The sequence below is a fragment of the Citrobacter portucalensis genome (assembly GCF_023374935.1).
Taxonomy (GTDB): Bacteria; Pseudomonadota; Gammaproteobacteria; order Enterobacterales; family Enterobacteriaceae; genus Citrobacter; species Citrobacter portucalensis.
Map to the genome: position 1 here is coordinate 4,158,647 of NZ_CP092466.1, position 19,291 is coordinate 4,177,937.

The 19,291-nt window shown below is 52.9% G+C and carries 13 protein-coding genes; 5 read left to right on the plus strand and 8 right to left on the minus strand.

Annotated elements, in window-relative coordinates; genetic code table 11:
- Nucleotides 1–92 precede the first annotated feature (92 nt).
- Both yacL and acnB read right to left on the minus strand, forming a co-directional pair.
- The gene (gene yacL / locus LY264_RS20245) at nt 93–455 is read right to left on the minus strand and encodes a protein YacL (RefSeq protein WP_020996227.1); all 363 of its coding nucleotides are present in this window, start codon (nt 453–455) and stop codon (nt 93–95) included.
- A 174-nt stretch (nt 456–629) separates the two neighbouring features.
- A complete protein-coding gene (gene acnB, locus LY264_RS20250) occupies nt 630–3,227 on the minus strand; it encodes a bifunctional aconitate hydratase 2/2-methylisocitrate dehydratase (protein ID WP_048214930.1) in 2,598 nt (865 codons plus the stop codon).
- Nucleotides 3,228–3,675: 448 nt separating this feature from the next.
- On the opposite strand from acnB, the gene LY264_RS20255 reads away from it, so the two are divergent.
- Both LY264_RS20255 and LY264_RS20260 read left to right on the plus strand, forming a co-directional pair.
- Nucleotides 3,676–5,262: a DUF3300 domain-containing protein gene (locus LY264_RS20255; protein WP_048214931.1), complete on the plus strand. Its 1,587-nt coding sequence runs from the start codon at nt 3,676–3,678 to the stop codon at nt 5,260–5,262.
- Nucleotides 5,263–5,272: 10 nt separating this feature from the next.
- Nucleotides 5,273–6,067 (plus strand): DUF2950 family protein, encoded by a 795-nt coding sequence (locus LY264_RS20260; RefSeq protein ID WP_032942377.1) that lies wholly within the window; start codon nt 5,273–5,275, stop codon nt 6,065–6,067.
- A gap of 120 nt (nt 6,068–6,187) precedes the next feature.
- Here the strand turns inward: LY264_RS20260 and lpdA are convergent, their stop codons facing one another.
- The 4 genes from lpdA to pdhR all read right to left on the minus strand — a co-directional run bounded on the left by lpdA (nt 6,188) and on the right by pdhR (nt 13,283).
- The gene (gene lpdA, locus LY264_RS20265; RefSeq protein ID WP_003829486.1) at nt 6,188–7,612 is read right to left on the minus strand and encodes a dihydrolipoyl dehydrogenase; all 1,425 of its coding nucleotides are present in this window, start codon (nt 7,610–7,612) and stop codon (nt 6,188–6,190) included.
- Nucleotides 7,613–7,787: 175 nt separating this feature from the next.
- Complete coding sequence (gene aceF / locus LY264_RS20270) at nt 7,788–9,677, minus strand: pyruvate dehydrogenase complex dihydrolipoyllysine-residue acetyltransferase (protein ID WP_071692316.1); 1,890 nt, start codon at nt 9,675–9,677, stop codon at nt 7,788–7,790.
- Between the two features lie 14 nt (nt 9,678–9,691).
- Nucleotides 9,692–12,355: a pyruvate dehydrogenase (acetyl-transferring), homodimeric type gene (gene aceE / locus LY264_RS20275; protein ID WP_048214932.1), complete on the minus strand. Its 2,664-nt coding sequence runs from the start codon at nt 12,353–12,355 to the stop codon at nt 9,692–9,694.
- Between the two features lie 163 nt (nt 12,356–12,518).
- Entirely contained in the window at nt 12,519–13,283 is a 765-nt protein-coding gene (pdhR, locus tag LY264_RS20280) for a pyruvate dehydrogenase complex transcriptional repressor PdhR (RefSeq protein WP_003018699.1), read from the minus strand.
- A gap of 564 nt (nt 13,284–13,847) precedes the next feature.
- Between pdhR and aroP the strand changes: the two genes are divergently transcribed.
- From aroP to LY264_RS20295, 3 genes are all read left to right on the plus strand, one after another.
- Entirely contained in the window at nt 13,848–15,221 is a 1,374-nt protein-coding gene (aroP, locus tag LY264_RS20285) for an aromatic amino acid transporter AroP (RefSeq protein WP_103014383.1), read from the plus strand.
- A 158-nt stretch (nt 15,222–15,379) separates the two neighbouring features.
- Nucleotides 15,380–16,786 (plus strand): glycoside-pentoside-hexuronide (GPH):cation symporter, encoded by a 1,407-nt coding sequence (locus LY264_RS20290; protein ID WP_003829494.1) that lies wholly within the window; start codon nt 15,380–15,382, stop codon nt 16,784–16,786.
- Complete coding sequence (locus LY264_RS20295; RefSeq protein ID WP_048227084.1) at nt 16,786–17,736, plus strand: glycoside hydrolase family 43 protein; 951 nt, start codon at nt 16,786–16,788, stop codon at nt 17,734–17,736. The genes LY264_RS20290 and LY264_RS20295 overlap by 1 nt, the downstream gene beginning before the upstream one ends.
- Nucleotides 17,737–17,828: 92 nt before the next feature.
- Here LY264_RS20295 and ampE read toward each other — a convergent pair whose 3' ends face one another.
- Both ampE and ampD read right to left on the minus strand, forming a co-directional pair.
- Nucleotides 17,829–18,683: a beta-lactamase regulator AmpE gene (gene ampE / locus LY264_RS20300; protein WP_003829498.1), complete on the minus strand. Its 855-nt coding sequence runs from the start codon at nt 18,681–18,683 to the stop codon at nt 17,829–17,831.
- Nucleotides 18,680–19,243: a 1,6-anhydro-N-acetylmuramyl-L-alanine amidase AmpD gene (gene ampD, locus LY264_RS20305; protein WP_171845976.1), complete on the minus strand. Its 564-nt coding sequence runs from the start codon at nt 19,241–19,243 to the stop codon at nt 18,680–18,682. The genes ampE and ampD overlap by 4 nt, the downstream gene beginning before the upstream one ends.
- Between the last annotated feature and the right edge of the window lie 48 nt (nt 19,244–19,291).

Here is a 19,291-nt window from a genome sequence, read left to right on the forward strand (position 1 = left end):
AGTTTTTGAATGATTAATAAAAATCAAATAATCATTCGGATGAAAAAAAAGCCGGGTTTGTCTCACCCGGCTTCATTGATATCTGAAATATCTCAGGATTGATGCACAAATTCGCGGTATGCCGCCACAACCTGAAGAAAGTCCTCTACACCACAGAGCGAAAAACTTTCTTCGTCGTAGTAGCTCATCCCCTCTTCCATCTCATCGCCAGAGAACTCCAGCTGATTAGCGCGAACCATCACTTCTTCGCCATCCAGCCAGAGCGTGTATTCATGCCCTGCTCGCTGCCAGGAGCGCTCACTGCCCTTAACCGCACGCGCTGCCTGTTCCACTTCATCAAGTAAGGCCAGGTTTTCTTTCACTTCCTCATTAAACCAGTGCCCCACCACCTCGTGGCCCATGGACATACGCACTTTTACCACCCCGGTAATATCGCGCAGAAATTCGTAATCCATAATGTCTTCCTCTACTCCCGGCAATGCGCCAATACCGCATTGCGCCTTGCTGTAATTATCGCAGCAGCGCGGCAGAAAAAAAGCGTAGTGGGTATAAGGAATAGAAATAAAAATGCCCGGAGAAGCAGACTTCTCCGGGCATTGATGCGTTTTTACACAAAATGCTTTAGGGCATTACACCGCGGTCTGGAAAATCACACCATCGGCTTTCTCGGTATACTGAGACAGCTGGTCGAAGTTCAGATAACGGTAAGTATCTACGGCCGTTTTATCTACCTGCGCCACATAGGTCTGGTACTCTTCCGCCGTCGGCAGTTTACCAATCAGCGCCGCAACCGCCGCCAGCTCCGCAGAAGCCAGGTAGACGTTCGCCCCGGTACCTAAACGGTTCGGGAAGTTACGGGTAGAGGTCGACACCACCGTTGCGCCGTCGGCTACACGCGCCTGGTTACCCATGCACAGAGAGCAGCCTGGAATTTCGATACGCGCACCGCTCTTACCGAACACGCTGTAATAACCTTCTTCGGTCAGCTGTGCCGCATCCATACGGGTTGGCGGAGCCACCCACAGACGCGTTGGCAGTTGGCCTTTGTGCGCATCCAGCAGCTTACCAGCGGCACGGAAGTGGCCGATATTAGTCATGCAGGAGCCGATGAACACTTCGTCGATCTTCTCGCCCTGTACGTCAGACAGCAGACGCGCATCGTCCGGATCGTTCGGTGCACACAGGATTGGCTCTTTGATATCCGCCAGATCGATGTCGATCACTGCCGCGTATTCTGCGTCAGCGTCGGCTTCCAGCAACTGCGGATCCGCCAGCCATTTTTCCATGCCCTGCACACGACGTTCCAGCGTACGGCGATCGCCGTAACCTTCTGCGATCATCCACTTCAGCAGAACGATGTTAGAGCTCAGATACTCAACGATCGGCTCTTTGTTCAGCTTAATGGTACAACCGGCAGCAGAACGTTCAGCGGAGGCGTCGGTTAATTCGAACGCCTGCTCCACTTTGAGATCCGGCAGACCTTCGATTTCAAGAATGCGACCAGAGAAGATGTTCTTCTTACCTTTCTTCTCAACGGTCAGCAGACCCTGTTTGATCGCGTACAGCGGGATGGCGTGTACCAGATCGCGCAGGGTGATACCCGGCTGCATTTTGCCTTTGAAACGCACCAGAACGGATTCCGGCATATCCAGCGGCATCACGCCGGTCGCAGCAGCAAACGCCACCAGACCAGAACCTGCCGGGAAGGAAATCCCGATAGGGAAACGGGTATGGGAGTCACCACCGGTACCTACGGTATCCGGCAGCAGCATGCGGTTCAGCCAGGAGTGAATAACGCCGTCGCCCGGACGCAGCGACACACCGCCGCGGTTCATGATGAAGTCTGGCAGCGTGTGATGCGTGTTCACGTCAACCGGCTTCGGATACGCCGCAGTGTGGCAGAAGGACTGCATCACCAGGTCAGACGAGAAGCCCAGGCACGCCAGGTCTTTCAGTTCGTCACGGGTCATAGGGCCAGTAGTATCCTGAGAACCGACGGAGGTCATCTTCGGTTCGCAGTACGCGCCCGGACGGATACCTTTTACGCCGCAGGCACGGCCAACCATTTTTTGTGCCAGAGAGAAGCCACGGCTGCTTTCCGCCACGTCTTTCGCCTGACGGAATACATCACTGTGCGGCAGACCCAGCGCTTCGCGCGCCTTGGTAGTCAGGCCACGACCGATGATCAGCGGGATACGGCCACCGGCGCGTACTTCGTCGATCAGGACTTCGGTTTTCAGCTCAAAGCTTGCCAGCAGTTCGCCGGTTACGTGGTTGCGTACTTCGCCTTTGAACGGGTAAACGTCAATCACGTCGCCCATGTTCATGTTCGACACGTCCACTTCAATCGGCAGTGCGCCCGCATCTTCCATGGTGTTGAAGAAGATAGGTGCAATTTTGCCACCGAGGCACAGGCCGCCGCCGCGCTTGTTCGGCACATGAGGAATGTCGTCACCCATGAACCACAGCACGGAGTTGGTTGCGGATTTACGCGAAGAACCGGTACCGACAACATCACCCACATAAGCCAGCGGGTAACCTTTTTTCTGCAATTCTTCGATCTGTTTGATCGGGCCAACCACGCCAGGCTGATCCGGTTCGATACCTTCACGGGCGTTTTTCAGCATCGCCAGAGCGTGCAGAGGGATATCCGGGCGAGACCATGCATCCGGTGCCGGAGAAAGGTCATCGGTGTTGGTTTCACCCGTCACTTTAAAGACGGTAACGGTGATTTTTTCAGCCAGAGCTGGACGGTTCAGGAACCATTCGGCATCAGCCCAGGATTGCATTACCTGCTTCGCATATTCGTTGCCCGCTTTGGCTTTTTCTTCTACATCGTAGAAGTTATCGAACATCAGCAGCGTTGAAGAGAGCGCTTTGGCGGCAATCGGCGCCAGTTTTGCATCGTCCAGCGCGTCGATCAGCGGATGAATGTTGTAGCCACCCTGCATGGTGCCCAGCAGTTCAATGGCTTTTTCTGGGGTAACCAGCGGGGAGGTGGTGTCGCCTTTTGCGACAGCGGCGAGAAAACCAGCTTTAACATAAGCGGCTTCATCTACGCCAGGAGGAACACGGTTGATCAACAGGTCTAACAGGAATTCTTCTTCGCCCACAGGCGGGGTCTTCAGCAGCTCGACAAGTGCAGCCATTTGGGTTGCGTCTAAAGGTTTTGGCACAATCCCCTGGGCAGCACGCTCAGCTACGTGCTTACGGTATTCTTCTAGCACGACGATATCTCCTCGCTCTCATTGTCATAATGCGGCGCTTTTGTAGATGGGCGATTCTCTTCACGCTCCTGTGAGACAGTAGTTAGTAGGGTAAATGCCCGGTACCGCATAAGGCACAATAACAGGATTTTCATTAAGTGTTAATCCGTTTACAAAAAAGCAACATAAAAAATTGGCTGAATCGTTAAGAATGGTATAGCGACAAGGTGAGGCGAAATTAAGTCAGCTTAAAACCGCCCATAAACGGTTAATTTTCAAGCGCGTTCGGCTGAATATTCCAGCGTTTTTTCCGCCATCACATATAATTGTGTAATAAATACTCACACTCTTTTTCCGGACGTATCTGGTGAATCAACCATAAAAGTCAAAACTGTCTAACACGGGTGAATAATACTCGCGGCAACAGGAACGCCTCACGGCACAGCGCTCGTCTCGTTGGAGTCATTTTATGAAGTTGCCCCTTAAGCCACATCTGCTTGTCCTTTTGTGCAGTGCCGGGCTGTTTGCCGCCTCTGGCGTGATGTTTGTTAAAAGTCGCACAACGGAGCCTGCTGCTCCGGCCCCCGTTGCGCAGCAACCGTCAACACCGGCCCCAGCTCCCGTAGCGGCCCCCGCCCCGGTAGAGCAAACTGCACCCGCCGTGGCACCAACCTACTCAGCAGCACAAATCGATCAGTGGGTTGCACCTATCGCGCTCTATCCAGACTCGCTGCTGTCGCAAATTTTGATGGCCTCAACCTATCCGGCTAACGTCATCCAGGCCGCACAGTGGTCAAAAGACAATCCCAAAATGCAGGGCGATGCCGCCATTCAGGCCGTTGCCAGCCAGCCCTGGGATCCCAGCGTGAAATCGCTGGTCGCTTTTCCTCAGTTGATGTCACTGATGGGTGAAAATCCGCCGTGGGTACAAAGCCTGGGCGATGCTTTCCTCGCACAGCCGAAGGACGTCATGGATTCCGTTCAACGTCTGCGTGTACTGGCGCAACAAACCGGCGCGCTGCAATCAACACCGCAACAGACCGTCACCACCGTGACCAAAGCGGCACCAGCGAAAACCGCCACCAGCACGTCAACAACCAGCACTACCACCACGACAAGCCCTACTGTCATCAAGATTGAATCCGCCGATCCGCAGGTGGTGTACGTTCCAACCTATAACCCGAACACGGTTTACGGTACCTGGCCGAATACCGCCTATCCGCCAACCTATCTACCACCAACGCCCGGTGAGCAATTTGGTAACAGCTTCGTCAATGGTTTAGGCTTCAGCCTTGGTGTCGCCACAACCTATGCCATCTTCAGCAACATCGACTGGGATGACGACGACGACCACCATCATAATGATGACTGGGATAACCATGGCGGCTATAACCGCAACGGTGATAACAACATCAACATTAACGTTGATAACTTCAATAAAATCAGTGGTCAGCGCCTGACAGATGCCAACCGTACCTGGCAGCATAACCCGGCCTACCGTGAGGGTGTGCCTTACCCAAATAGCCAGCTCAATAACCGCTTCCACTCCACTAACACGGCAACCGGGTTAAGTTCGACCCAGCAAAGACCGGTCAACCGTGATAGCCAGCGTCAGGCAGCCCTGAGCCAGATGGAGAAATCGACGGGGAAAACATTCCCGCAAACGGCGCGTACGGGCACGAGAGACGCCCAGCGTCAGGCATCGAATCAACAACTGAAGCAAATTTCCCAACGTAATAACTACCGCGGTTACGATACCAAACCGCAAACCGCGAAGCGGACGAGCACTCAGCAGCGGGAGAATCGCCAGGCAGTCGCCCAGCGACAGGAGAAACGGGTCACGCAACCGGCGCAGCAACGCAATGTACAACAGCGCAATCTTCAACAGCGAACCAGCCAGCCACGCGCCAATGCGCTGAGCGGTAACGACAGTCGCTCCGCCAACTGGCAGGCACAGCAACAGCGAGGTGCCCAGAGCCGGCAGGTCGCCCGTAATCAGCCATCGCGCCAGCCTTCTGGCGGGCGTGCTGAACACCGTGAATTCCGTCATCGTTAAGGGAGCCGACATGAAAAATAAACTACTCAGTGGAATGGTGTTGTTCATGGTTTCGGCCACCGCGATGGCACAACAATCCTTCAGCACACCAGACCAGGCAACAGATGCGCTGGCAAACGCTATCAGTGAGCAAAATGAAAGTGCAATGAGCAACCTGCTCGGGGAAAACTGGCGTGATTTTCTGCCGCCAGAAGGCGTCGATCCTGATGCGGTTGATCGCTTCCTGCGTGACTGGAAGGTACGCCATAGCACTGTCATCGACGGCAATACGGCGCATCTTGTGGTTGGGGACAGCGACTGGCAACTGCCAATCCCGGTCGTCAAAAACGCTTCAGGCTGGCAATTTGATATCAAGGAAGCGGCCGAAGAGATCCTGACCCGTGAGATTGGACGCAACGAACTTGCTGCCATCGAGGCGTTGCACGCCTATGTGGATGCTCAGCAGAGCTATTTTGCGATGAACCAGAAATACGCGCAAAAAATTGTCAGTTCTGAAGGGAAAAAGGATGGTCTGTACTGGCCTGTTTCGCCGGGCGAAGCGCCAAGCCCGCTTGGCCCAGCCTTCAGTCCACAGGAGCCGGGCATGGGCTATCACGGCTATCGCTTCCGGATCCTTCCCGATAAAACCAGCGGTTTTGCCATGGTAGCCTGGCCCGTTAGCTACGATCACACCGGCGTGATGAGTTTTATCATTAACGGTGAAGACAAAGTCTACCAGGCCGATCTCGGTGTTGAATCACAGCAGAAAGCGCAAGCGTTAACCACATTCCATCCGGATAAAAACTGGCAACCTGTAGCACCGTAAAGCGAGGTTAAGCCGTAGGCCGGGTTAGCACTAGCGCCACCCGGCATGTTGCCCGAAATAACGGGTAGCTTCAGACAAAAAAAACGCCTCCGAAGAGGCGTTTTCACAAAAGCGTAAAAATTACTTTTTCTTCGCTTTCGGGTTTGGCAGGTCGGTAATGCTACCTTCAAAGATTTCTGCCGCCAGGCCCACGGACTCGTGCAGAGTCGGGTGCGCGTGGATGGTCAGCGCGATATCTTCTGCGTCACAACCCATTTCGATCGCCAGACCGATTTCGCCCAGCAGCTCGCCGCCGTTGGTACCGACAATCGCACCACCGATAACACGGTGAGATTCTTTGTCAAAAATCAGTTTGGTCATACCGTCTGCGCAATCGGAAGCGATAGCACGGCCAGAAGCAGCCCACGGGAAGGTGGCGGTTTCGTAGCTAATGCCTTTTTCTTTCGCTTCTTTCTCGGTCAGACCAACCCATGCAACTTCTGGTTCAGTGTATGCAATGGATGGGATAACTTTCGGATCGAAGTAGTGTTTCTTACCGGCGATAACTTCAGCGGCAACGTGACCTTCATGAACACCTTTGTGTGCCAGCATCGGCTGACCGACGATATCGCCGATAGCAAAGATGTGCGGCACGTTGGTGCGCAGCTGTTTGTCAACGCGGATGAAGCCACGGTCGTCAACTTCCACGCCAGCTTTGCCCGCGTCGAGGTTTTTACCGTTCGGTACACGACCGATAGCTACCAGCACAGCATCGTAACGCTGAGCTTCGGCAGGGGCTTTTTTGCCTTCCATGGAAACGTAGATACCGTCTTCTTTCGCTTCAACGGCGGTCACTTTGGTTTCCAGCATCAGGTTGAATTTCTTGCTGATACGCTTGGTGAAGACTTTAACCACGTCTTTGTCGGCAGCCGGGATAACCTGGTCGAACATTTCAACCACGTCGATCTCTGAACCCAGCGCATGGTACACGGTACCCATTTCCAGACCGATGATACCGCCGCCCATTACCAGCAGGCGCTTAGGAACAGTTTTCAGTTCCAGTGCATCGGTGGAATCCCACACGCGCGGATCTTCATGCGGAATAAACGGCAGTTCGATCGGACGGGAACCCGCCGCGATGATTGCGTTGTCGAAGTTGATCACGGTTTTGCCGTTTTCGCCTTCAACTTCCAGGGTGTTTGCCCCGGTAAATTTACCCAGACCGTTAACCACTTTCACTTTACGGCCTTTGGCCATACCCGCCAGACCGCCGGTCAGCTGAGTGATAACTTTTTCTTTCCAGGTACGAATCTTGTCGATATCGGTTTTCGGCTCGCCAAAAACGATACCGTGTTCAGCCAGCGCTTTGGCTTCTTCGATAACTTTTGCTACGTGCAGCAGCGCTTTAGAAGGGATACAGCCGACGTTCAGACAAACACCGCCAAGGGTGCTGTAACGTTCTACGATGACGGTCTCCAGACCTAAATCTGCGCAACGGAAGGCAGCAGAGTAACCTGCAGGGCCTGCCCCAAGTACCACGACCTGAGTTTTGATTTCAGTGCTCATCATGACCTCTTAATTTATACCCGTCGTCCAGCGGGTCGTTCTATCCGCCCGTATTTTACAAAATTGTTAACAATTTTGAAACAACAAACGGCAACCGATTTGTCTTTCGCACAATAACCTCACTGACTTCATGAGATTACCAGAAAAAAGCCGGCCGTCGGGCCGGCTTTTTCGCTTACATCACCAGGCGGCGAATGTCAGACAGCATGTTGTTGATGATGGTGATAAAGCGCGCACCATCCGCACCGTCAATTACACGGTGGTCGAAGGAGAGCGAAATCGGCATCATCAGACGCGGCATAAACTCTTTACCGTTCCACACTGGCTCCATAGAGGACTTGGAGACACCGAGGATAGCCACTTCCGGCGCGTTCACAATCGGCGCGAAGTGGGTAGTACCCAAGCCACCGATGCTGGAGATGGTGAAGCAACCGCCCTGCATTTCGCCAGCGGTCAGCTTGCCATCACGCGCTTTCTTGGAGATCACGGTCAGTTCACGAGACAGCTCGGTAATGCTCTTCTTGTTCACGTCTTTGAAGACCGGAACAACCAGACCATTCGGAGTATCAACCGCTACACCGATGTTGATGTATTTCTTCAGGGTCAGGCGCTGACCGTCTTCAGACAGGGAGCTGTTGAAGCGCGGCATCTGTTCCAGAGCTGCGGCAACGGCTTTCATGATGAAGACTACTGGGGTGAATTTCACGTCCAGTTTACGTTTTTCAGCTTCGGCGTTCTGCTGCTTACGGAACGCTTCCAGATCGGTGATATCGGTCTTATCGAAGTGAGTAACGTGCGGGATCATCACCCAGTTACGGCTCAGGTTAGCACCAGAGATTTTCTGGATACGGCCCAGTTCCACTTCTTCGATTTCACCAAACTTGCTGAAGTCCACTTTCGGCCAAGGCAGCATGCCCGGGATACCGCCACCTGCTGCTGCAGTCGGAGCCGCTTCAGCACGCTTGATAGCGTCTTTCACGTAAGCCTGAACGTCTTCACGCAGGATACGACCTTTACGGCCAGAACCTTTCACTTTCGCCAGGTTCACACCGAATTCGCGCGCCAGGCGACGAATCAGCGGCGTTGCATGAACGTAAGCGTCGTTCTCAGCAAACTCAGATTTGCCTTCCACTTTCGCTGCCGGAGCTGCGGCTTGCGCAGGTGCTGGTGCAGCGGCCGGAGCCGGAGCAGCTGCTTGCGCAGGAGCGGCTGCAGGTGCTGCGCCTTCGACTTCGAAGACCATAATCAGAGAACCGGTTTTAACTTTGTCGCCAGTGCTGATTTTGATTTCTTTCACGGTACCCGCGAACGGTGCCGGAACTTCCATCGACGCTTTATCGCCTTCAACGGTGATCAGTGACTGTTCAGCGGCAATTTTATCGCCCACTTTAACCATCACTTCAGTGACTTCAACTTCGTCACCACCGATATCCGGTACGTTAACTTCTTTCGAGCCAGAAGCTGCCGGAGCCGCCGCTGCTGCTGGAGCAGCAGCCTGAGCCGGTGCAGCAGCAGGCGCTGCGCCCGCCACTTCGAAGACCATAATCAGGGAACCGGTAGACACTTTGTCACCCGTGTTGATTTTGATCTCTTTAACGGTACCGGCGAACGGCGCCGGAACTTCCATAGAGGCTTTGTCACCTTCAACGGTGATCAGAGACTGTTCAGCCGCAACGGTGTCGCCCACTTTAACCATGATCTCGGTAACTTCTACTTCGTCGCCGCCGATGTCAGGTACGTGTACGTCTTTCGCCGCAGAGGCAGCAGGTGCTGCTGCCGGAGCTGCTTCTTTCTTCTCTTCTGCCTGAGCAGGTGCAGCAGCTGCTGCACCGTCGGCGGAATCGAAAATCATGATCAGTTTGCCGGTCTCAGTTTTGTCGCCAACAGAGACTTTGATCTCTTTAACGATACCCGCCTGAGGGGACGGAACTTCCATAGAGGCTTTGTCGCCTTCTACGGTGATCAGCGACTGTTCAGCTTCAACTTTGTCGCCTACTTTGACCAGGATCTCGGTGATTTCAACTTCATCAGCCCCGATGTCCGGTACATTGATTTCGATAGCCATTATTCTTTTACCTCTTACGCCAGACGCGGGTTAACTTTATCTGCATCGATGTTGAATTTGATGATTGCATCTGCAACCACTTTCTTATCGATTTCGCCACGTTTAGCCAGTTCGCCCAGGGCCGCTACAACCACGTAGGAAGCATCAACTTCGAAGTGGTGACGCAGGTTTTCACGGCTGTCAGAGCGACCGAAACCGTCAGTACCCAGTACGCGATAATCATCAGCCGGTACATAAGTACGAACCTGTTCGGCAAACAGTTTCATATAGTCAGTAGATGCTACTGCCGGAGCGTCGTTCATCACCTGAGCGATGTACGGAACGCGCGGAGTTTCCATCGGGTGCAGCATGTTCCAGCGCTCACAATCCTGGCCATCACGCGCCAGTTCAGTGAAGGAGGTTACGCTGTAAACGTCAGAACCTACACCGTAGTCGTTCGCCAGGATCTGTGCTGCTTCACGCACGTGACGCAGGATAGAACCGGAGCCCAGTAGCTGAACTTTACCTTTCTTACCTTCGAGGGTTTCGAGTTTGTAGATACCTTTACGGATACCTTCCTCGGCACCTGCTGGCATTGCCGGCATGTGGTAGTTTTCGTTCAGCGTGGTGATGTAGTAGTAAACGTTCTCTTGTTTCTCACCGTACATACGCTCCAGACCATCGTGCATGATGACCGCAACTTCGTACGCGTAAGACGGATCGTAAGAGATACAGTTCGGGATAGTCAGAGACTGAATATGGCTGTGACCATCTTCGTGCTGCAGACCTTCACCGTTCAGCGTCGTACGACCGGAAGTACCACCAATCAGGAAGCCACGAGCCTGTTGGTCGCCTGCCTGCCAGCACAGGTCACCGATACGCTGGAACCCGAACATGGAGTAGTAGATGTAGAACGGGATCATCGGCAGATCGTTGGTGCTGTAAGAAGTCGCAGCAGCCAGCCAGGATGCGCCTGCACCCAGTTCGTTGATACCTTCCTGCAGGATCTGACCTTTCTCGTCTTCTTTATAGTAAGCAACCTGCTCACGGTCCTGCGGGGTGTACTGCTGACCGTTCGGGCTGTAGATACCGATCTGACGGAACAGACCTTCCATACCGAAAGTACGCGCTTCGTCAGCGATGATCGGCACCAGACGATCTTTGATCGACTTGTTCTTCAGCATCACGTTCAGGGCACGAACGAAAGCGATAGTGGTGGAGATTTCTTTGTTCTGCTCTTCCAGCAGCGCACCGAAGTCTTCCAGAGCAGGCAATTCCAGCTTCTCGGTGAAGTTCGGCTGACGAGCTGGCAGGTAGCCATGCAGTTTCTGACGCTGAGCGTGCAGATAAGTGTGCTCTTCAGAACCTTCCGGGAAGGTGATGTAAGACAGGTTTTCAACCTGCTCATCGGTCACAGGAACGTTGAAACGGTCGCGGATATAACGCACGCCGTCCATGTTCATTTTCTTAACCTGGTGAGCGATGTTTTTACCTTCAGCAGTGTCACCCATGCCGTAACCTTTGATGGTATGGGCCAGGATTACAGTTGCTCTGCCTTTGGTTTCCTGCGCTTTTTTCAGTGCAGCGTAGACTTTCTTCGGATCGTGACCACCACGGTTCAGAGCCCAAATCTGCTCGTCAGTCCAGTCAGCAACCAGGGCTGCGGTTTCCGGGTATTTACCGAAGAAGTGCTCACGTACGTATGCGCCATCTTTGGATTTGAAGGTCTGGTAGTCGCCGTCAACGGTTTCGTTCATCAGCTGGATCAGTTTACCGCTGGTGTCTTTACGCAGCAGCTCATCCCAACGACCGCCCCACATGACTTTGATAACGTTCCAGCCAGCGCCCGCGAAGATGCCTTCCAGTTCGTTAACAATCTTGCCGTTACCGGTTACCGGGCCGTCAAGACGCTGCAGGTTACAGTTGATAACAAAGACCAGGTTGTCCAGTTTTTCACGGGTCGCGATGGTGATCGCACCTTTAGATTCTGGCTCATCCATCTCGCCGTCGCCCAGGAAGGCGTAAACGGTCTGTTTAGAGGTATCTTTCAGGCCACGGTGTTCCAGATATTTCAGGAATTTAGCCTGGTAGATAGCACCGATTGGGCCCAGACCCATAGATACGGTCGGGAACTGCCAGAATTCTGGCATCAGTTTCGGGTGCGGGTAGGAAGACAGGCCTTTGCCATGTACTTCCTGACGGAAGTTGTTCATCTGCTCTTCAGTCAGACGACCTTCCAGGAATGCGCGTGCGTAGATGCCCGGAGAGATGTGACCCTGGAAGTACACCAGATCGCCGCCATCTTGCTCGTTGCGTGCGCGGAAGAAGTGGTTGAAGCAAACATCATATACCGTTGCGGAGGACTGGAAGGATGCCATGTGGCCACCCAGCTCGAGGTCCTTTTTAGACGCGCGCAGTACGGTCATGATGGCGTTCCAGCGGATAGCAGAACGAATACGACGTTCCAGCTCCAGATTGCCCGGGTATTCCGGTTCATCTTCAACGGCAATAGTGTTTACATAATTGCTGGCCCCTGCACCTGCCGCTACTTTCACGCCGCCTTTGCGGGCTTCTGAAAGCAGTTGGTCGATCAGATACTGAGCACGCTCAACACCTTCTTCACGGATGACCGATTCGATCGCCTGTAGCCAGTCGCGAGTTTCGATCGGATCCACGTCATTTGGGAAACGTTCTGACATGGGGGTATTCCTTATCTATCTAATACGTTGAGTTATCTGGAACCTGTCCCATTACGTTCTCGCCAGAGAGCGTAATAAGACAGGTTCTGCGTTTAGTTGCCGCGCACTTTATATGGCGCTTGATTTACAACATCTTCTGGTTAACGTTCTACCAGAAAAATCACTAATTCTTTCGTTGCTCCAGACGGCGTAAGGCGCGTTCACGACGGCTTTCCTCACGGCTTCTGTCCAGCAGGATCTCTTCGATAAACGCCAGGTGACGGTGGGACGCTTCACGCGCCTCTTCCGGCTTCCCGGCAATAATTGCTTCAAAAATACGGGTACGGTGACTGCTAACCAGTGGCAGCATTTCACGACGCGCATACAGCAATTCGAAGTTTTGCCGAACGTTCTGGGCCAGCATCGGCTCCATACACCTTAGCAAATGGAGCAGCACCACATTGTGTGCCGCTTCGGTGACAGCAATTTGATACTGGAGTACCGCATCAGATTCGCCGTCAAGATCGCCGGACTGTTGAGCAAGCTCGATCGCATGGTGGAGTTCACGGATACGCGTTTTGTCTTCATCCGTGCTGCGCAGTGCAGCGTAATAAGCCGCAATACCTTCCAGCGCATGGCGCGTCTCAAGCAGGTCAAACTGGGATTCAGGATGGTCGGAGAGCAGCTCTACCAGTGGGTCGCTAAAGCTCTGCCACAGGCTGCTCTGAACAAAAGTGCCACCGCCCTGACGACGAAGCAGTAAGCCCTTCGCTTCAAGGCGTTGGATCGCCTCGCGTAAGGAGGGGCGGGAGACGTCGAACTGTTTTGCCAGCTCGCGTTCCGGTGGGAGTTTTTCTCCGGGGCGAAGTGTCCCCTCAAGAATTAAAAACTCCAGCTGCTGCTCAATCACATCGGAGAGTTTTGGTTGGCGGATTTTGCTGTAGGCCATGATTTCCTGTCTTAAGCCATTTGCCCGGAGTCAATTGGTCTTACCAATTTCATGTTCTTGACGCTAAAGTAACAAAGTATTCACCTTCTGTCCATACAGGTTTTGATTGAAATCAGTAAAGGAGGCATATTTTAACAACATTACAGAAATAACGTTTCAAACATGTAACTATGCACAAATGTTAAATTTACCCACCTCGTGGTAGTTTTAACGGAATTGAAACGAAAAATTATCTCATCTGAACCGATTCACCTGCTTATTTATCGATATATCAACCACTATTAATGAATAGAAATTCAAAATGGAAATTTTGTGGTAGATAAACTCGAATTTACAAATGGTTTCTTTTTATTCAAGTCGTCATCTTCCCCGCATAAAGCAGGTGCATTCGCGCTCGCATATCATTATTCTGATCAAGACAAAAGTATTAAGGCAACATTTTATCAAAAGCATCTGTAAACAAATTAATACAACAAACGGAATTGCAAACTTACACACGCATTGCTGCGTAGTTCAAAAAATAAGCACTCGAAATATGAAGAGTAAAACCACACACGAGGTTTCATGATGGAAAGTCAACAGCATGGCGATCAGCTCAAGCGCGGCCTTAAGAACCGCCATATACAGCTAATCGCGCTGGGTGGCGCGATTGGTACCGGGTTATTCCTCGGTAGCGCATCCGTTATCCAGTCTGCAGGACCGGGTATTATTCTGGGTTACGCTATTGCCGGCTTTATCGCCTTTTTGATTATGCGTCAGTTAGGTGAAATGGTGGTTGAAGAGCCCGTTGCAGGCTCATTTAGTCACTTTGCTTATAAATACTGGGGCGGTTTCGCGGGGTTCTCTTCCGGCTGGAACTATTGGGTGCTGTACGTATTGGTTGCCATGGCTGAGCTAACTGCCGTGGGTAAATACATCCAGTTCTGGTACCCGGAGATCCCAACATGGGTGTCTGCGGCTGCCTTCTTTGTGCTGATCAACGCCATCAACCTGACCAACGTGAAAGTGTTTGGTGAGATGGAGTTCTGGTTCGCCATTATTAAAGTCATTGCCGTCGTAGCGATGATCCTGTTCGGCGGCTGGTTACTGTTTAGCGGTAACGGCGGCCCGCAGGCCAGCGTCAGCAACCTGTGGAGCCAGGGTGGCTTCCTGCCGCACGGCTTCACCGGACTGGTGATGATGATGGCTATTATTATGTTCTCTTTCGGTGGGCTGGAGCTGGTCGGGATCACCGCAGCAGAAGCGGATAACCCGGAGCAAAGCATTCCCAAAGCGACCAACCAGGTTATCTACCGTATCCTGATTTTCTATGTGGGTTCGCTGGCGGTTCTGCTTTCCCTGATGCCGTGGACGCGTGTCACGGCCGATACCAGCCCGTTTGTCCTTATTTTCCACGAGCTGGGAGACACCTTTGTTGCTAATGCCCTGAACATCGTAGTGCTGACTGCCGCCCTTTCTGTTTATAACAGCTGCGTATACTGCAACAGCCGTATGCTGTTCGGTCTGGCACAGCAGGGCAATGCACCGAAAGCGCTGATGAACGTCGACAAACGCGGTGTACCGGTGAACACCATTCTGGTTTCCGCACTGGTGACGGCTCTGTGTGTGCTGATCAACTACCTGGCACCGGAATCCGCCTTTGGCCTGCTGATGGCGCTGGTGGTTTCCGCACTGGTGATCAACTGGGCAATGATTAGCCTGGCACACATGAAGTTCCGCAAAGCCAAACAGCAGCAGGGTGTTACCACCCGCTTCCCGGCGCTGCTCTATCCGCTGGGTAACTGGGTGTGCCTGATTTTCATGGCTGCAGTACTGGTGATTATGCTGATGACGCCGGGTATGGCGATCTCGGTGTACTTAATCCCTGTATGGATTGCCATTCTTGGCATCGGCTACCTGTGTAAACAGAAAACGGCCGGCGCGGTTAAAGCGCATTAATCCCCCCTCCCCCCACCTGCGTCAGGTGGGGGTTGTTACCTGTCTCACACTTTCCCACTCACGACTGTTTAGTCCATATCAGCGGCGTTATCCTGCAACGCAAAAACACCGGTGCCGGACAATAATTCTCTCCATATCTCATTAATGGAGTGCAGTTGATGGAAACCAGTAAGCTCACGGTGAAAGAAAAGATCGGCTATGGAATGGGCGACGCCGGATGCAACATCATCTTTGGCGCCATCATGTTGTTTGTTAACTATTTTTACACAGACATTTTTGGTCTGGCACCTGCACTGGTCGGCGTATTACTGCTCTCAGTACGCGTTATCGACGCCGTTACCGACCCTATAATGGGCGCGATGGCCGACCGCACTCGTAGTAAATATGGTCGATTTCGTCCATGGCTTTTATGGATGGCTTTCCCGTACGCATTATTCAGCGTACTGATGTTTACCACCCCTGAGTGGACCTATAACAGCAAAGTTATCTATGCGTTCGTTACCTACTTCCTGCTATCTATTACTTATACAGCGATCAACATTCCCTACTGCTCGCTCGGCAGCGTCATCACCAACGATCCGAAGGAACGCGTCGCCTGCCAGTCATATCGCTTTGTGTTGGTAGGCATTGCAACCCTGCTGCTGTCCCTCACCTTGCTGCCAATGGCCGACTGGTTCGGCGGGGAAGACAAAGCCAAAGGGTATCAGATGGCGATGGCGGTTCTGGCTTTCATCGGCATGTGTATGTTCCTGTTTTGCTTCGCTACGGTCCGTGAACGCGTACGCCCTGCTGTCCAGACCAATGACGATTTAAAAGCCGATCTGAAAGACGTGTGGAAGAACGATCAGTGGGTAAAAATTCTGCTGTTAACATTGTGCAACGTCTGTCCTGGCTTTATTCGCATGGCTGCCACCATGTACTACGTGACATGGGTTATGCAGCAAAGCACGCAGTTCGCAACGCTGTTTATCAGTCTTGGTGTGGTCGGCATGATGATCGGCAGTATGCTGGCGAAGGTATTAACCGATCGCTGGTGCAAACTTAAAGTCTTCTTCTGGACCAATATTATCCTGGCGATTTTCTCTGCCGCGTTTTACTTTTTCGATCCGAAAGCCACCATGATGATTATGGTGCTCTACTTCCTGCTCAACATCCTGCATCAAATTCCTTCTCCGCTGCACTGGTCGCTGATGGCGGATGTCGATGACTATGGCGAGTGGAAAACCGGTAAACGCATCACCGGGATCAGCTTCTCCGGTAACCTGTTCTTCCTGAAACTGGGCCTGGCGATTGCCGGAGCGATGGTCGGCTTCCTGCTATCCTGGTACGGCTACGACGCAGGGGCGAAAGCGCAAAGCGACTCTGCCATTAACGGTATTATGCTGCTGTTTACCATCATACCGGGCGTAGGCTACCTGATTACCGCAGGCGTGGTTCGTCTGCTGAAAGTTGACCGCGAGTTTATGCAACAAATCCAGACAGATTTAGAAAAGCGCCGCGCCAACTACCGTGAACTGAATGAATACCACGATATAAAAACGACTGAAACCGTAAGGAAAGCCTAATGAATCAGTGGCCAAATCCCTTTATTGAACAGCGTGCCGATCCGTTTATCTTACGTGACGGTAGCCACTATTATTTCATTGCTTCAGTACCCGAATATGACCGACTGGAGATACGCCGGGCCGACTCGCTGGAAGGGCTACGCACCGCCGCCCCGGTTGTCGTCTGGCACAAACCAGAAAGCGGCCCCATGAGCCAACTCATCTGGGCACCCGAAATCCATCATCTGGCAGGCAAGTGGTACATCTATTTTGCTGCCACCCACACACAGTCGCTCGACAAGCTGGGGATGTTCCAGCATCGCATGTTTGCGCTCGAATGTGCCGACGCCGATCCGCTGACCGGACAGTGGACGGAGAAAGGTCAGATTAAAACGCAGTTTGATACCTTTGCGCTTGATGCCACCACCTTTAACCATCAGGGAAAACAGTGGTACCTCTGGGCGCAGAAGTCGCCCGATATCGCCGGAAACTCCAATATCTATCTCGCTGAGCTGGAAAATCCATGGACGATTAAAGGCGAGCCGGTCATGCTAAGTCATCCTGAGTATGACTGGGAATGCCGGGGTTTTTGGGTCAATGAAGGTCCTGCCGTCATGGTTCATGGCGATAAGCTGTTTATCAGCTATTCCGCCAGCGCCACCGATGAGAACTACTGTATGGGATTATTGTGGATTGACCTCAACGCCGATCCGCTCAACCCGCAGAACTGGCACAAATCACCGCGCCCGGTCTTTACTACCAGTTATGAAAACCGCCAGTTTGGGCCAGGACACAACAGCTTTACACAAACGCCGGAAGGTGAAGATGTGCTGGTGTATCACGCGAGAAACTACACCGAAATCGAGGGCGATCCGCTGTACGACCCAAACCGCCACACTCGTCTGAAGCTCGTGCGTTGGGACGAAAACGGCATGCCAGATTTTGGCATCCCGCCTGCTGATACGAACTAAACCGCTGCACTGCCCGGTGGCGCTAACGCTTACCGGGCCTACACGTTTTTTCATTGTAGGCCGGATAAGCATTAGCGCCATCCGGCACAACGCTATACTAATGCCCCATAAATGGTGAGCACCGCAATAACCACCACCACCACAAACGAGGTTTTCTTCGCCAGCGAAACGGCGGCTTTTGGCGTTTCGACTTTATCGGTGTGCGGTTCACGCGCCAGCGAGAACTGCGCCAGACGCGTAAGCACCTGATATTGCGACGTGTGCAGATCCGCAAGCGAGGCAAACCAGGCCGGCAGCGCTTTCTCACCATGTCCCAACAGCGCATAGACCACGCCCGCCAGACGCACCGGGATCCAATCCAGCACATGCAGGATCGCATCAATACCTGATTGCAGACGCTGGTGCGGTGTCTGATAGCGCGCCAGCCAGGACTGCCAGGCACGTAAAAAAGCATAACCAACCAGCGTCACAGGTCCCCATGGACCACCGACAATCAGCCAAAATAACGGCGCCAGATAAAAGCGGAAGTTGTTCCATAACAACGCGTTCTGCAGTTCGCGCAAGAATTCACGCTCATCGCAGTCCGGCGGAACCCCATGGATAAGCGTCAGCTCGCTGGCCATCGCATCACGGGCGTGAGCATCATCGCGAGCAGCCGCGTTCAGGTAAGCGTGATAGTGAAGGCGCGCCTTGCCTGCGCCGATGCACAGCAAGCCAATTAAGATCCACGCCACCAGCAACGGAACGTTAAACAACAGCCCATGAAGTGCGCGCAGTAGCAGAAACGTCACTCCCATCGCAATCAGAGTCATGCCTACCGTACGCATCATCGAAAAATGCTTAATCCGACGGAAAAAAGCTTCAATCCGGTGATCAAGCTGCCAGTGCTCACCCAGCTTAAACAGGCGTTCAACAATCAACACCAATAATGTTGTAAACAGCGTCATGTCATCTCCTTGTGCGACGAGGGGGTGACCAGGGCGCGGAACCTTGCCCAGTCAAAGGACGGCCCGGGATCGGTCTTACGCTCGGGCGCAATATTGCAATGTCCTGTCATGTTGTTAGCAATGGCCGGATAACGCGTAATCAGAGTATTCGTCACGGCAGCCAGTTGCTGATACTGCGCATCGGTATAGGCCAGCGTATCCGTCCCTTCCAACTCAATACCAATTGAAAAATCATTACAGCGTTCTCGCCCTTGATAGCTCGACACACCCGCATGCCAGGCGCGTTTATCAAAAGGCACATATTGCACGATTTCACCGTCACGGCGAATCAAACAATGGGCCGAAACACGCAGATGGGCGCTCCCGGCAAAATAAGGATGGGCGTTGGGATCAATCGTGCCCGTAAACAGCGCGTCTATCCACGGGCCGCCAAACTCGCCGGGCGGCAGGCTGATATTATGCACCACCAGCAGAGAAGGGTTTTCGTCATCCGGGCGGCAATCGTAATGCGGAGAGGAAACGCGTCGCGCCTCTGCCAGCCAGCCCTCGTCTAACAACATGCAGAATCTCCTTATTGGTGGTGCTCATATCAGGTTCAGGGTAGCATG